Here is a 13,264-nt window from a genome sequence, read left to right as displayed (position 1 = left end):
AGTTAGTTAAAACTCCGCTTTGATGGAGGCAAGCAGGTCGGCGTGCTTGGCGGCGTCGATCTCCTTGCGCAGGATCTTCTCGGCGCCGGCAACGGCCAGATCGGCGACATGCGCGCGCAGGGCTTCCTTGGCGCGCAGCACTTCCTGTTCGGTTTCCGCCTTGGCGTCGGCCACGATGCGGGCACCTTCGGTGCGCGCCGCTTCCTTGGCTTCGTCCACGATCTGGTTAGCACGCTTTTCAGCGGCAACCACGATCTCGGTCGCTTGCTGCTTGGCCTTGCGGATTTCGTCCGCAACGCGCTTTTCAGCCGCTTCCAGATCCTGCTTGCCGCGTTCCGCGGCGGCCAAGCCATCAGCGATACGCTTGGCCCGCTCATCCATCATGTTGGTAAGCGGAGGCCAAACAAACTTCATGGTGAACCATACCAGGATGGCGAAAGTGATCGCCTGGCCCAGTAGTGTTACGTTGAATTCCACGCTTGTTTTCCTCCAGAGTATGACTACAACAACCGTCTACGTGTCCGTCGGAAACGGATTAGTGAGCCGCCTTAACGATGGCCAGGGCAGCGGACAGGAACGGGTTGTTGAAGGTGAACAGCATGGCAACACCAACACCAATCATGGAGATCGCGTCCAGCAGACCGGCGATGATGAACAGCTTGGTTTGCAGAACCGGGATCATTTCCGGCTGGCGAGCGGAGGACTCGAGGAACTTGCCACCCAGAATGGCGAAACCGATAGCGGTGCCCAGAGCGCCGAGGCCAATGATCAGAGCGGCAGCCAGTGCGGTCATCGACTGAATCTGAGAAACGAGTGCTTCCATTGTGTATCTCCTAAGACTTAAAGCAAGGATGGTTGGGTAAAAAGAAGGATGAATCTACGGTAAATCAGTGCGCTTCCACCGCCAGGCTCAGGTACACGATGGTCAGCATCATGAACACGAAGGCCTGCAGGGTGATGATCAGGATGTGGAAGATCGCCCAAGGCGCGCCCAGCACCCACTGCAGGCCCCAGGGCAGCAGCGCGATCAGGATGAAGATCAGTTCGCCGGCGTACAGGTTGCCGAACAAACGAAGAGACAGCGAAATCGGCTTGGCGGCCAGTTCCACCAGCTGGAACGCGAAGTTCAGCGGGGCCAGGATGATGGCGCCGACCGGGTTGGAGCTGTGGAACGGAGCGGTCAGCAGTTCCTTGCCCCAGCCGCCCAGGCCCTTGGCCTTGATCGAGAAGCCGACGATCAGGATCAGCACCGACAGCGACATGGCGAAGGTGGCGTTCACGTCGGCGGACGGCACGACGCGGAAGTACACGTGGTGCGGCTCCAGGCCGAAGAAGGTGTAGCCGATCCACTGCGCGGCCATCGGGAACAGGTCAACCGGGAACAAGTCCATGAAGTTCATCAGGAACACCCAGCAGAAGATGGTCAGGGCCAGCGGGGCGATCATCTTGCTCTTGCCGTGGAACACTTCGCGGACCTGGGTCTGCACCAGCTCGACGATCATCTCGACGAACAGCTGCAGGCGGCCCGGCGCTTCGATGCTGGCGCGGCGCGCCACCATGGCGAACACGGCGGCGAACAGGAAGCCGAGAACCAGGGAAATGGAGAAGGTGTCTACGTGCAGGCTCCAGAATCCGGCGGAAGGGTCCGAATTCCAGAAGGTGAGATGGTGCTTGATGTAATCGGTTGCGTTGCTTGCCATCGCTCTTTTCTCAATTTTTGATTAGAAGCCCGAAGCCGTAGCCGGAGGTGGCGGCAAAGAACCCACCCAAAAATCCAACTACGGACAAATCCTTGAAACTGGCCAAAACCGCACCACTTAACAGCACGGTCAGGCAAAACTTTACCGCTTCGGCCAGAAAATGCGCCTTGATCAACACCGCGGGCGCCACGTGGCGCTTGGCATAGGCGATCCTGGCATACACCAGGGCCGGCACCAGCACCGCCAGGCCGCCCAGAAGAGCGGAGACGGCGACCGTCACGCTGCCTGCGCTGGCGAGTAGCGCGACGACTACAGCCAGGCCGACCAGGCTGGCCTGCAGGCGCAGCACGCGCTTCACTTCCTGATAGATCATGATCGCCAGTGCAAAAAAACCGCTGGATTATAGGCTTCGCGCTTGAGTTGCGTCAACTTTGCTCCAGCAGACTTTTTGCGCTGCAACAAACTCATTTTTTAGCGTTTTTTTGCAGCTTCTCCAGCAGCGAATCCAGCTCGTCCAGACTGGCATAATCTATGACCAGCTTGCCGCTGCCGCCCGCGGCGTGGCGAATGCTGACACGGGCGCCGATGGCCTCGGACACCTGCTCCTCCAGCCGCGCCACGTCAGGATCGACGCGTTTTTGCTGCGGCGCAACTGTGGTTTTTTGCGCAGCATGCTGTTGTACTCTGCGCTCCACCTCGCGCACCGACATGCCCTTGCGCACCACTTCGTTCGCCAATTCCAGCTGGGAAACGGTCGGCAGGCTCAGCAAGGCGCGGGCGTGCCCCATCTCCAGCTGCCCTTCGTGCATCATCTGCTGCAAGGGCTGCGGCAGCACCAGCAGGCGCAGCAGATTGGACACCGCGCTGCGCGAACGGCCCACCGCGTCGGCGGCGGCTTCGTGGGTGAGGCCGAATTCGTCGATCAGGCGCTTGATGCCCTGCGCCTCCTCGATCGGATCCAGTTCCTGGCGCTGGATGTTCTCGATCAGCGCCATCGCCAGCGCCGCCTCGTCCGGCACGCTCTTGATCACCACCGGCACCTCCGAGAGGCCTGCCTTGCGCGACGCGCGCCAGCGGCGCTCGCCGGCGATCAGCTCGTAGTCGCCCAGGCCCAGCTCGCGCACGATCAGGGGCTGGATGATGCCCTGGGCGCGGATGGAGGCCGCCAGCTCGTCCAGCGCCGCCTCGTTCATGAAGCTGCGGGGCTGGTACTTGCCGGGACGGATGCTGTCGATGGGAAGGGTGGAAAGTCTGTCGTCCACCGCGTCAACGGTGGACAGGAGCGCGTCCAGTCCGCGCCCCAATCCTTTGAGTTTGGCCATATTGTCAGACGGTGGGGGTTGCGGTTGCGGGTTCGAGGCGTTCGACCAGCTCTTGCGCCAGCGCGAGGTAGGCCTGGGCGCCGCGCGAGCTGCGGTCGTAGACCAGGCCCGGCAGGCCGTGGCTGGGCGCCTCGGCCAGGCGCACATTGCGCGGGATGACGGTCTGGAACACTTTTTCGCCGAAATGGCGCGCCAGCTGTTCCGACACCTGTTGCGACAGATTGTTGCGCGCGTCGAACATGGTGCGCAGCAAGCCCATGATCTCGATCTTGGGATTGACCGCCAGCCTCACCTTGCGCAGCGTGGCCACCAGATCGGACAGGCCTTCCAGCGCGTAGTACTCGCACACCATCGGGATCAGCACGCTGTCGGCGGCCACCAGGCCGTTCAGCGTCAGCAGGTTCAGCGACGGCGGGCTGTCGATCAGCACGTAGTCGTATTGGCCGGCCACTTCGGCCAACGCGTTTTTCAGCCGCGCCTCGCGCGCCAGCTCGTTGACCAGCTCCAGCTCGGCGCCGCCCAGATTGCGGTTGGCGGGCAGCACCTGGTAGCCGCCGGCCTTCGCGTCCTGGCGCGCCTCCTCGATGGTGGCCTCGCCCAGCAGCACGTCGTAGCCGGACTTCTCCAGCGACTGCTTGGCGATGCCGCTGCCCATGGTGGCGTTGCCCTGCGGGTCCAGATCGACGATCAGCACCCGCCGGCCGAGCTCGGCCAAACCGGCCGCCAGATTGACGACGGTGGTGGTCTTGCCTACCCCGCCTTTCTGGTTGGCCACCGCGATCACGCGTGGATTCATTGCAGCACCATCCTCACCAGATGGCGTTCGGCGTCCAGCCCCGGCACCGTTACCGGCAGCACCTCCGAAACCGCCACGCCTTGCGGCAGCAAGGCGATTTCCTCATACGGATACACGCCCTTCATCGCCACATACTGGCCGTCGTCGGCCATCAGGTGGCGGGTCAGCTTGACGAACTCGGACAGCTCGGAGAACGCGCGGCTGGTGATGCGATCGAACTTCTGCTCAGGCTGGTAGGCCTCGACGCGGTCGGTGACCACCTGCACGTTGGGCAGGCCCAGTTCCAGCACCACCTGGCGCAGGAAGGTGGTTTTCTTGTGGTTGGAGTCCAACAGCGCCACCTGCAGGTCCGGCCGCGCGATGGCGGTCGGGATGCCGGGCATGCCGCCGCCGGAGCCCACGTCCAGCATGCGCGTGCCGCCCGCCAGGTGGGGCACCAGGCTGAGGCTGTCCAGCAAATGATAGCTGACCATCCGCTCTTCCTGGCGGATCGCGGTGAGGTTGTAGGTCTGATTCCATTTGACCAGCAGCGCCAGATAGCGCTGCAGCAGCTCCACTTGCGGTTCGGTCAGTTCCAGCGCCAGCTGCGCCAGCCCCTGTTTCAATTCGGCGGTATGTAGTGTCATGCGGTCTTAGCGTCGGTGAAGCCGCGTCTCAGGTGCACCATCAGCAGGGCGACGGCGGCCGGGGTGATGCCCTGGATGCGCGAAGCCTGGCCCAGCGTCTCCGGACGCTGCTGGTTCAGCTTCTGCTGCACTTCCTTGGACAGGCCCTTGACCAGGCCGTAATCGATGTCGCCCGGCAGACGGATGTCTTCCAGATTGTCGCGGCGCGCCAGCTCTTCGTTCTGGCGATTGATGTATCCCTGGTATTTGACCTGAATTTCCACCTGCTCGGCAACCTCGTCGGCCAGTTCCGGCGCGCCGTCGGCCGCTTCCGGCACCGTCATCAGCTCGCGGTACGGCACGTTGGGGCGCTTGAGCAGGTCCTGCAGCGTGTACTCGCGCTCGATCGGCTTGCCCAGCACGCGCGCCAGCGCGGCCGGATCGGCGAGCTTGGACGGATGCAGCCAGGTGGCCTGCAGGCGGGCCTTCTCGGCCTCGACCGCGTCGCGCTTGCGGCAGAAGGCGTCCCACTGCTCGTCGCCGACCACGCCCAGCTTGCGCCCCATCTCGGTCAGGCGCAGGTCGGCGTTGTCTTCCCTCAACTGCAGGCGGAATTCGGCGCGGCTGGTGAACATGCGGTACGGCTCGGACACGCCCTTGGTGATCAGGTCGTCGACCAGCACGCCCAGGTAGGCCTCGTCGCGGCGCGGGCACCAGGCTTCCTGCTCGCGGGCGAACAGGCCGGCGTTCAGCCCCGCCAGCAAGCCCTGGGCGGCGGCTTCTTCATAGCCGGTGGTGCCGTTGATCTGCCCGGCGAAGAACAGGCCCTGGATGGCCTTGGTCTCCAGCGAGGCCTTCAGGCCGCGCGGGTCGAAGTAGTCGTATTCGATCGCGTAGCCGGGGCGCAGGATGTGGGCGTTCTCCATGCCGCGGATCGAGCGCACGGCGGCCAGCTGGATGTCGAACGGCAGGCTGGTGGAAATGCCGTTCGGATAGAATTCGTGCGTAGTCAGGCCTTCCGGCTCCAGGAACACCTGATGGCTGTCCTTGTCGGCGAAGCGGTTGATCTTGTCTTCGATGGACGGGCAGTAGCGCGGACCGACGCCTTCGATCACGCCGGTAAACATCGGGCTGCGGTCGAAGCCGCTGCGGATGATGTCGTGGGTGCGCTCGTTGGTGTGGGTGATCCAGCACGGCAGCTGCTTCGGGTGCATCGCGCGCTTGCCGCGATAGGAGAACACCGGCTCGGGTGTGTCGCCCGGCTGCTCTTCCATCACGGAAAAGTCGACGCTGCGGCCGTCGATGCGCGGCGGGGTGCCGGTCTTCAGCCGGCCCACCGGCAGGTTCAGTTCGCGCAGCCTCTCGCCCAGCGTGGACGCCGCCTGATCGCCAGCGCGCCCGCCGGTGTAATTTTCCAGGCCGACGTGGATCTTGCCGGACAGGAAGGTGCCGGCGGTCAGCACCACGGTCTTGGCGCGGAAAGTGATGCCGATGGCGGTGATGGCGCCGACCACGCGGTCGCCTTCGATCAGCAGGTCGTCCACCGGCTGCTGGAACAGCGTCAGATTGGGCTGGTTCTCCAGCATCTCGCGGATGGCGGCCTTGTACAGGATGCGGTCGGCCTGGGCGCGGGTGGCGCGCACCGCCGGGCCCTTGGACGCGTTCAGCGTGCGGAACTGGATGCCGCCGATGTCGGTGGCCAGCGCCATCGCGCCGCCCAGCGCGTCCACCTCTTTCACCAGATGGCCCTTGCCGATGCCGCCGATCGACGGATTGCACGACATCTGGCCCAGGGTTTCGATGTTGTGGGTCAGAAGGAGCGTGGCGCAGCCCATGCGCGCGGCGGCCAGCGCGGCCTCGGTGCCGGCGTGACCGCCGCCCACCACTATCACGTCGAAGCTTGTCGGATAAATCATGGCTGAAAGAGCAAACCGAACGGAAAAACGGGTTATTTTACGCCAAAACAGTTTGACTGATAAGTCCTTGATTTCAATAACCCCGCCGCCGTCATAGAAACGTCAAGCGCCCTTCACTGCATGGTCATGATACGGACATCGCGACGTCAAACAGCCCGCCTAGCATGTGCAGAACCACAACGGGGGGCAAAACATGCTGCTAAATGAACAGCTTGCAAGCAGAAGCAAACCGCGCCTGGCCGTGCGCCTGGCCCAGTGCGCCGAGGATATCCGCCGCGCGCAGAAGCTGCGCTTCGAGGTTTTCGCCGGCGAAATGGGCGCCGAGCTGGCGTCCGCCGAGCTGGGCATAGACCGCGACGAATACGACGAGCTGTGCGACCACCTGATCGTCGAGGACCACAACACCGGCATGGTGGTGGGCACTTACCGCATGCTGTCCCCGGCAGCCGCCCGCCGCGCGCCCAGCCTGTACTCCGAGCACGAGTTCGACCTCTCCCGCCTGTCCCACCTGCGCGACAACCTGATCGAAGTGGGCCGCTCCTGCGTGCACCGCGACTTCCGCTCCGGCGCGGTGATCGCGCTGTTGTGGTCGGGCCTGGCCGACTACGTGCAGCAGCAGGGCGGCGCCTATCTCGCCGGCTGCGCCAGCGTGTCGCTGACCGACGGCGGCCACCAGGCGGTCAGCCTGTACCGCCAGCTGGAAGGCCAGTACCTGTCGCCGGCGGAATGGCGCGTGTTCCCCCACCTGCCGCTGCCGTTGGACCGCGTGATAGACGATACCGCGCCGGTGCCGCTGCCGCCGCTGATCAAGGGCTATCTGCGCGCCGGCGCCCACGTCTGCGGCGAGCCGGCCTGGGACCCGGATTTCAACTGCGCCGACTTCTTCATGCTGCTGCCGATGAGCCGGCTCAGCGCGCGCTACAACAAGCACTTCGTCGGCTGAGGCCAGCCGGCTGCCGACGCCGGCCGGGATGCTACAATCCCGGCATGAACTACACCTTCGAGCCGATAGGCGTCATCCGTTCGCCGTATCGCGAGAAATTCGGCATCCCGCGCCAGCCGTCGCTGGTCAGCGCGGCCCGCATGCGGCTGGAGCTGTCGCCGCCGTACGACCACCCGGACTGCGTGCGCGGCCTGGCTGAGTTTTCCCATGTCTGGATCAGCTTCGTGTTCCACCAGACCATGGACCGGGGCTGGCAGCCGCTGGTGCGGCCGCCGCGGCTGGGCGGCAACGCCAAGGTGGGCGTGTTCGCCAGCCGCTCCACCCACCGCCCCAACCCGATGGGCCTGTCGCTGGTGGAACTGCTTGCGGTGAACGTCGACAACGGCGTCACGCTGGAGCTGGCCGGCGCCGATCTGCTGGACGGCACGCCGGTGCTGGACATCAAGCCCTACATCCCATTCGTGGAGTCGCGTCCCGAGGCGTCGGGCGGCTTCGTCGACGGCCCTCCCCCGCAGCTGCGGGTGGAGTGGAGCGAGGCCGCGCGGCGGCGCCTGGATCAGACGGACGCGCCTGCCGGCTTCGCCCAGCTGGTGGAGCAGGTGCTGGCGCAGGATCCGCGCCCGGCCTACCAGGACGATCCAGAACGCGTCTACGGCGTGACGCTGTATTGCTACAATGTGCGCTTCGGCATCGCCGACGGCGTCGCCCGCGTGCTTGAAATTCTGCCCGCGGCACAAAACTAATTCGCATCCGCCCGGTCATATCCGGGCAATTCAAACCTACCAGGAAAATAAAACATGACCACTCGCGCGAAGACGATCGTACTCGCCTTCACCATGGTTTCCGTGTTGGCCACCCCGTTTGCCGAGGCCGCGCGCCTGGGCAAGGGCAAGAGCGCAGGCATGCAGCGCTCCGCGCCCACCCGCAGCTACCAGCCGAGCACCCCGGCGCCGCAACCGATGGCCGCCCCGCAGCCGCGCGGCGCGGCCGTGCCGCCGGCCCAGGCGCCCGCCAAGAGCGGCGTGGGGACCGCGCTGGCCGCCGGCGCCGCCGGCGCGGTGGCGGGCGCCGCCATCGGCTACATGGCAGGCTCCTCCGGCAACGACAAAGCCGCCCAGCAGGGCCAGCAGCCGCACGCCGCTTCAGCGGACCAGCAATCGCAAGCGGCCCATCAGCCGGCGCAACAGCCTGAAAAAGGCGGCATGCCCTGGGGCATGCTGGCGCTGCTGGGCCTGGTGCTGGTCGGCGGCATGATGTTCTTCCGCCGCAAGGCGGGCAATCCGGCAGCCAACGCGCCGCAACCGGCGGGCATGCCGCGCGGCATGGCGGACAGCCAGGGCCAGTCCAACTTCGACGCCATTCCCAAGATCGGCTCCGGCATGAACGGCGGCGCGGTCCCGGCCGGCAACGGCTTCGGCGGCGGCTTCAACGCCGCGCCCGCCCCGGCACGCCTGCCTGACGGCACCGAAACCCCGCACTTCCTGCGCCAGGCCAAGGCCACCTTCCTGCACCTGCAAAGCCTGAACACGCCGGAAAGCCTGGAAGAAGTGCGCAAGTACATGACGCCGGACCTGTTCAGCGCGCTGGCCGCCGACATCGCCGGCAACAGCGGCGTGGCCGACTTCCCGCAGCTGGACTGCCAGCTGTCCGAAGCCACCGTCGAAAACGGCGCCTATATCGCCAGCGTGACTTTCAGCGGAACAGTCAGCGAAGAAGTGGGCGCGCCGGCCGTGCCGTTCACCGAAACCTGGCATTACGTCAAGGACGGCGGCACCGGCGGCAAATGGCTGGTGGCCGGCATCCAGCAGAATTGACGACGCCGCGGGCGGCTGTTGTTTTTGCCGCGCGCTTAACAATCGTTGACGACGGGCCCTCGGGCCCGTTTTTTATTTGAACGCCCATGCACTAAACTGGAATGCCGATTGCTTCAGCAGCGGACAAGGGCCGACAGAGCCCGCATCTTGGACACGGAGGCAGTATCGCGATGACAGCATTCGAGCACGCCGGCCTGAAAATCGGCAGCCACTTCCAGCCCGTCTACAGCCTGGCGCACCGGCGCAGCATAGGCGTGGAGGCGTTGCTGCGCGCCGAACAGGGCCAGACCGCGCTCTCCCCCGCCGAAGCCTTCTACACCGCCGCTTCGCCCGAGCAGCGCCACCAGCTCGACCTGGCCATCTGCCGCGCCCACATCCAGCGCTACCTGCAGCTGAAGTCCGACCACCCGCGCTGGCTGTTCCTCAACATCGACGCCGCCTCGCTGTCGCGCCCGGACCGCGCGATGGCGCTGGTCAACCACATCCGCCAGGCCGGCCTGGAGCCGCACCAGGTGGTGCTGGAAGTGCTGGAGCACGTGCTGGAGGTGGACGAGGCGCTGATCGAGGGCGTTCATATCCTTAAGAACAACGGCTTCATGATCGCGATAGACGACTTCGGCGTCGGCCACTCCAATCTGGAGCGGGTGTGCCAGCTGGAACCCAGCCTGGTCAAGTTCGACCGCCAGCTGCTGCGCAACGCCCTCACCCAGCCGCGCAGCCGCGGCCTGCTGTCCAGGCTGGTGCGGCTGATGCACGAAATCGGTGCGCTGGTGGTGGTGGAAGGGATAGAAACCGAGCGCGACGTGCTGGTGGCGATGGATTCCGGCTGCGACCTGATCCAGGGCTTTTTCATCGCCAAGCCGGCCGACGACCCGGCCGGCGACGAGACGATCACGCCGAAGCTGGACGAGCGCTGGGACGAGCTGATGGCGCACGCGCTGCTCAAGCGCAAGCTCACCCGCCGCCAGATCGAGCTGGCGCGGCAATGCTTCGTCCAAAGCGCGATCTCGCTGATGCAGGGCACGCCGTTCGACCTGGCGGCCAAGCCCATGCTGTCGCTGCCGGACGTGATCCGCTGCTTCCTGCTGGACAGCGAGGGCCGGCAGATCGGCCGCAACCTCAACAGCCGCCAGTCGTCGACCAGCGCCGACCCGCGCTACAGCCCGCTGGCCGACACCACCGGCGCGGTGTGGTCGCGCCGCAGCTATTTCCAGCACGCGGTGGACCAGCCCGGCGTGCTGTACATGAGCGAGCCCTATCTGTCGATGACCGACCCGCGCTCCTGCGTGACGATGTCGATGGCCATCGAGATCGACGAGTGCCTGCACGTGCTGTGCGCCGACCTGCTGGTGCCGCAGCACGACACCATCTGACGCTTTGCCCGCTCGGTAGGGTGCCCAAAACACAAGCGGCCCGAAAGGGCCGCTTTTGCTTGCCGCGCCTATTGCGCCGGCGTCACATCCTGGATGTACTCGAACAGCGTCACCACCTTCTGCACGCCTGCGGTCTCGCTGACCACGCGGGCCGCCTCGGCGCCCTCGCCCTGGGTCACCAGGCCCAGCAGGTAGACCACGCCGCGCTCGGTCACCACCTTGATGTTGTTCGGGTTCACGCCTTTGCCGTCCAGCAGCCGGGTACGCACCTTGCTGGTGATCCAGGTGTCGTTGCTGCGCTCGGAGAAGCCGGACACCGGACCCACCGTGGTGTAGTTGTACACGCGGCGCACATTGGGCAGGCCGCGCACGATCAGCTCCGCCTGCTGGCGGGCCTCCTCGTTCGGCACCTCGCCGGTCAGCAGCACCGCGCGGTTGAAGCTGGTGCGGTTGACGTGGGCCGACGGCAGCCGGCTGGCGATCTGCTCGCCGGATTTCAGCTCGATCGCCTGGTCGTCGACATAGGCGCCGCTGGTGCGGCGGTCCGACGCCACCAGCGCGCCGCCTGCGGCGCCCGCGGCCACCAGGCCGACGCAGCCGCTCAAGGCGCTGGCGACGCCCGCCGCCAGCAACAACGCGAATACGCTACGCTTCATTTCATTCCCCTCCCAACAGCATGCAGTCGATGGCGTCGCACAGCGCGTGGATCAGCAGGATATGGACTTCCTGGATCCGGCAGGTGCGCAGCGACGGCACGTTCAGGTGTATATCTTCCGGCGACAGTATTTCAGTCATCTTGCCGCCGTCCTTGCCGGTGAGCGCGATCACGCTCATGCCCCGCTCGTGCGCGGCATAGACCGCCTCGATCACGTTGGCGGAATTGCCCGAGGTGGAGATCGCCAGCAGCAGGTCGTTGGTATGGCCCAGCGCCCGCACCTGCTTGGAGAACACCATGTCGAAATCGTAGTCGTTGCCGATGGCGGTCAGCCCCGAAGTGTCGGTGGCCAGCGAAATCGCCGCCAGGCCCGGCCGCTCCTTCTCGAAACGGCCCACCATCTCGGCGGCGAAATGCTGGGCGTCGGCGGCGGACCCGCCATTGCCGCAGGCCAGAATCTTGCCCTCGTTCATCAGGCAGGCCACCATCCGCTCGGCCGCCGCCGCCACGCCGGGCGACAGCAGCTCCATCGCCTCCTGCTTGGCCGCGATGCTTTCCAGGAAATGGCCGTTGACCCGGTCAATCAGATCCATTGGGGAATCCCCTTTTCTCAACAATTACTGCGTGATCACATTCTTCAGCCACTGCGGCGCGTCGCCGCCGACGCTGACCACCGCGTCGAAGCGGCAGGGCGAGTCGATGTTGTGGCTGCTTAGATAGACTTCCGCGGCCAGCAGCAGTTTCCTTTGCTTGGCCGCGGTGATGCTGTCGGCCGCGCCGCCGAAACGGCTGCCGCCGCGATGGCGCACCTCGACGAACACCAGCGCGTCGCCGTCGCGCATGATCAGGTCGATCTCGCCGCCCCGGCAGTGCCAGTTGCGCGCCACCAGCTTCAGGCCGCGCTTTTCCAGCAGCGCCAGCGCGCGGTCCTCGGCGTCGCGCCCGGCCTGGTTCATTGCAGCGCGTTGCCGCCCATCACGCCGGCCGGCAGCTGGCGCTCGAACGCGCGGTCGCGGCCCAGTTTCAGGTCGCCGGTGACGCCGTCCAGCCTCACCGCCGCGCCTGACCGGCTGCCCGCCAGCTGCACAGCCAGCCGGTAGGCGTCGATGCCCAGCGCGTACAGGCGCTCGGTCTGCCTGGTCAGCGGCGCGGCCGGCCGCGGATAGCGCTGCACCGCTGGATGGGCGGGCATCAGGAACCACGGCATGTCGATGAAGCGCACGCCGGCCAGTTCCGGCTGCATGCCGCCGACGTTCAGCTGCGAAGTGCCGTACACCGGCACATCGGGCGTCAGCGCGGACTTCAGCCTGGCCGCCTGCGCCACGTCCAGCGCCAGCGCGACCGCGTCGGCCTGGCCGGCCGCCTGCAGCAGCGGGGCCATGTCGTTGGCGTCGAAAGCCATCTGCCGCACCGGCTTGCCGGCCGCCGCGCGCCACTCGTCGGCGAAGGCCTTGCCCAGCCGCTGCGACAGCGCGTCGCCACCGACCACCAGCAACGGCGCGGCGCGGCTGTCGTCGCGCATCAGCCGCGCCAGCTGGCGGGCCTCGCCCTCGACGATCAGCGACAGCGAATACAGCTTGGGATTGGCCGCCGCCTCGCGGCCGACGGAGTTCAGCGCCAGCGTCGGCACCGTCACCGACGGCGCCAGCTTGACGATGGAGTCGCGCGACAGCGGGCCGATCACCACGTTGACGCCGTCCGCCACCGCCGCGCGGTAGCGCTCCACCACGTTGTCGCCGGTGGCATCCACGCTGTAGAGCTCGGCGCTCTGATCCACCTGGGCCGCGGCCTCGACGCCGCTGCGCACCACGGCCGCCGCCTCGCCCAGCGCCGACGATTCCGCCGGCAGGATCACGCCGATTCTCACCTTGGGCCGGGCGGCCGCCGGTTTCGCCGCCAATGCGCCGGATGCCGGCAGATCGGCCCTGGCCGCAGGCGCGGCCGGGACGGCGGCCGCCGTCGCCGGCGCCAGTCTCGGCGTATAGCCGGGCGGCTGCACCAGCGCGCGCATCGGCGCGCCGTTGCTTTGAATGATATAGTCGGGGGTTTGCGCCGCGACCGGCGTCAACCACGTCAGCAAGACGCCAACCAACAACAGCGGAGTCAGTCTTTGCATACCTCGTTCGCCCACCTTATCGAT

General features: G+C 66.2%; 16 protein-coding genes. 4 read left to right on the top strand and 12 right to left on the bottom strand.

Features of this window, described 5'->3' with window-relative positions:
• Nucleotides 1-6: 6 nt before the first annotated feature.
• The 8 genes from CV_RS03250 to mnmG all read right to left on the bottom strand — a co-directional run bounded on the left by CV_RS03250 (nucleotide 7) and on the right by mnmG (nucleotide 6,339).
• A complete protein-coding gene (locus CV_RS03250; protein ID WP_043595386.1) occupies nucleotides 7-477 on the bottom strand; it encodes a F0F1 ATP synthase subunit B in 471 nt (156 codons plus the stop codon).
• A 58-nt stretch (nucleotides 478-535) separates the two neighbouring features.
• Nucleotides 536-823 carry a F0F1 ATP synthase subunit C gene (gene atpE / locus CV_RS03245; RefSeq protein WP_011134222.1) on the bottom strand — a complete coding sequence of 96 codons (288 nt, stop codon included), beginning with the start codon at nucleotides 821-823 and terminating at the stop codon, nucleotides 536-538.
• Nucleotides 824-887: 64 nt separating this feature from the next.
• Complete coding sequence (atpB, locus tag CV_RS03240) at nucleotides 888-1,700, bottom strand: F0F1 ATP synthase subunit A (RefSeq protein WP_011134221.1); 813 nt, start codon at nucleotides 1,698-1,700, stop codon at nucleotides 888-890.
• A gap of 10 nt (nucleotides 1,701-1,710) precedes the next feature.
• Nucleotides 1,711-2,073 (bottom strand): ATP synthase subunit I, encoded by a 363-nt coding sequence (locus CV_RS03235; RefSeq protein ID WP_011134220.1) that lies wholly within the window; start codon nucleotides 2,071-2,073, stop codon nucleotides 1,711-1,713.
• 91 nt (nucleotides 2,074-2,164) lie between these two features.
• Entirely contained in the window at nucleotides 2,165-3,022 is an 858-nt protein-coding gene (locus tag CV_RS03230) for a ParB/RepB/Spo0J family partition protein (RefSeq protein ID WP_043595384.1), read from the bottom strand.
• A gap of 4 nt (nucleotides 3,023-3,026) precedes the next feature.
• Nucleotides 3,027-3,818: a ParA family protein gene (locus CV_RS03225; RefSeq protein WP_011134218.1), complete on the bottom strand. Its 792-nt coding sequence runs from the start codon at nucleotides 3,816-3,818 to the stop codon at nucleotides 3,027-3,029.
• On the bottom strand, nucleotides 3,815-4,444 hold the full coding sequence (gene rsmG / locus CV_RS03220) for a 16S rRNA (guanine(527)-N(7))-methyltransferase RsmG (protein WP_011134217.1): 630 nt from the start codon (nucleotides 4,442-4,444) through the stop codon (nucleotides 3,815-3,817). Before rsmG ends, CV_RS03225 begins: the two co-directional genes overlap by 4 nt.
• Nucleotides 4,441-6,339, bottom strand: a complete 1,899-nt coding sequence (gene mnmG, locus CV_RS03215) for a tRNA uridine-5-carboxymethylaminomethyl(34) synthesis enzyme MnmG (protein WP_011134216.1) — start codon at nucleotides 6,337-6,339, stop codon at nucleotides 4,441-4,443. Before mnmG ends, rsmG begins: the two co-directional genes overlap by 4 nt.
• Nucleotides 6,340-6,532: 193 nt before the next feature.
• Here mnmG and CV_RS03210 point away from each other — a divergent pair, with 193 nt between their 5' ends.
• The 4 genes from CV_RS03210 (at nucleotide 6,533) to CV_RS03195 (ending at nucleotide 10,469) form a co-directional block, all read left to right on the top strand.
• Complete coding sequence (locus CV_RS03210) at nucleotides 6,533-7,282, top strand: GNAT family N-acetyltransferase (RefSeq protein WP_011134215.1); 750 nt, start codon at nucleotides 6,533-6,535, stop codon at nucleotides 7,280-7,282.
• Nucleotides 7,283-7,326: 44 nt separating this feature from the next.
• On the top strand, nucleotides 7,327-8,025 hold the full coding sequence (gene tsaA / locus CV_RS03205) for a tRNA (N6-threonylcarbamoyladenosine(37)-N6)-methyltransferase TrmO (protein ID WP_011134214.1): 699 nt from the start codon (nucleotides 7,327-7,329) through the stop codon (nucleotides 8,023-8,025).
• Between the two features lie 54 nt (nucleotides 8,026-8,079).
• Nucleotides 8,080-9,096 (top strand): Tim44 domain-containing protein, encoded by a 1,017-nt coding sequence (locus CV_RS03200; RefSeq protein ID WP_011134213.1) that lies wholly within the window; start codon nucleotides 8,080-8,082, stop codon nucleotides 9,094-9,096.
• Between the two features lie 170 nt (nucleotides 9,097-9,266).
• Nucleotides 9,267-10,469: a sensor domain-containing phosphodiesterase gene (locus tag CV_RS03195; protein WP_011134212.1), complete on the top strand. Its 1,203-nt coding sequence runs from the start codon at nucleotides 9,267-9,269 to the stop codon at nucleotides 10,467-10,469.
• Between the two features lie 68 nt (nucleotides 10,470-10,537).
• On the opposite strand, the gene CV_RS03190 is transcribed toward CV_RS03195, so the two are convergent.
• The 4 genes from CV_RS03190 to CV_RS24030 are packed head-to-tail and all read right to left on the bottom strand — an operon-like array spanning nucleotide 10,538 to nucleotide 13,240.
• Nucleotides 10,538-11,125: a BON domain-containing protein gene (locus CV_RS03190; RefSeq protein ID WP_011134211.1), complete on the bottom strand. Its 588-nt coding sequence runs from the start codon at nucleotides 11,123-11,125 to the stop codon at nucleotides 10,538-10,540.
• A 1-nt stretch (nucleotide 11,126) separates the two neighbouring features.
• Complete coding sequence (locus tag CV_RS03185; RefSeq protein WP_011134210.1) at nucleotides 11,127-11,717, bottom strand: phosphoheptose isomerase; 591 nt, start codon at nucleotides 11,715-11,717, stop codon at nucleotides 11,127-11,129.
• Between the two features lie 24 nt (nucleotides 11,718-11,741).
• On the bottom strand, nucleotides 11,742-12,080 hold the full coding sequence (locus tag CV_RS03180) for a YraN family protein (RefSeq protein WP_011134209.1): 339 nt from the start codon (nucleotides 12,078-12,080) through the stop codon (nucleotides 11,742-11,744).
• On the bottom strand, nucleotides 12,077-13,240 hold the full coding sequence (locus tag CV_RS24030) for a penicillin-binding protein activator (RefSeq protein WP_011134208.1): 1,164 nt from the start codon (nucleotides 13,238-13,240) through the stop codon (nucleotides 12,077-12,079). Before CV_RS24030 ends, CV_RS03180 begins: the two co-directional genes overlap by 4 nt.
• Nucleotides 13,241-13,264: the final 24 nt, after the last annotated feature.

It is taken from the genome of Chromobacterium violaceum ATCC 12472, assembly GCF_000007705.1.
GTDB lineage: Bacteria > Pseudomonadota > Gammaproteobacteria > Burkholderiales > Chromobacteriaceae > Chromobacterium > Chromobacterium violaceum.
Note: the sequence above shows the minus strand (reverse complement) of the source record. Positions and strands in the feature narration are given on the sequence as shown.

Coding starts and splice junctions, on each gene's coding strand:
- CV_RS24030 (WP_011134208.1), bottom strand. CDS start 13,240: ATGCAAAGACTGACTCCGCTGTTGTTGGTTGGCGTCTTGCTGACGTGG.
- mnmG (WP_011134216.1), bottom strand. CDS start 6,339: ATGATTTATCCGACAAGCTTCGACGTGATAGTGGTGGGCGGCGGTCAC.
- atpE (WP_011134222.1), bottom strand. CDS start 823: ATGGAAGCACTCGTTTCTCAGATTCAGTCGATGACCGCACTGGCTGCC.
- CV_RS03210 (WP_011134215.1), top strand. CDS start 6,533: ATGCTGCTAAATGAACAGCTTGCAAGCAGAAGCAAACCGCGCCTGGCC.
- tsaA (WP_011134214.1), top strand. CDS start 7,327: ATGAACTACACCTTCGAGCCGATAGGCGTCATCCGTTCGCCGTATCGC.
- CV_RS03235 (WP_011134220.1), bottom strand. CDS start 2,073: ATGATCTATCAGGAAGTGAAGCGCGTGCTGCGCCTGCAGGCCAGCCTG.
- rsmG (WP_011134217.1), bottom strand. CDS start 4,444: ATGACACTACATACCGCCGAATTGAAACAGGGGCTGGCGCAGCTGGCG.
- CV_RS03180 (WP_011134209.1), bottom strand. CDS start 12,080: ATGAACCAGGCCGGGCGCGACGCCGAGGACCGCGCGCTGGCGCTGCTG.
- CV_RS03200 (WP_011134213.1), top strand. CDS start 8,080: ATGACCACTCGCGCGAAGACGATCGTACTCGCCTTCACCATGGTTTCC.
- CV_RS03190 (WP_011134211.1), bottom strand. CDS start 11,125: ATGAAGCGTAGCGTATTCGCGTTGTTGCTGGCGGCGGGCGTCGCCAGC.
- CV_RS03195 (WP_011134212.1), top strand. CDS start 9,267: ATGACAGCATTCGAGCACGCCGGCCTGAAAATCGGCAGCCACTTCCAG.
- CV_RS03225 (WP_011134218.1), bottom strand. CDS start 3,818: ATGAATCCACGCGTGATCGCGGTGGCCAACCAGAAAGGCGGGGTAGGC.
- CV_RS03185 (WP_011134210.1), bottom strand. CDS start 11,717: ATGGATCTGATTGACCGGGTCAACGGCCATTTCCTGGAAAGCATCGCG.
- atpB (WP_011134221.1), bottom strand. CDS start 1,700: ATGGCAAGCAACGCAACCGATTACATCAAGCACCATCTCACCTTCTGG.
- CV_RS03230 (WP_043595384.1), bottom strand. CDS start 3,022: ATGGCCAAACTCAAAGGATTGGGGCGCGGACTGGACGCGCTCCTGTCC.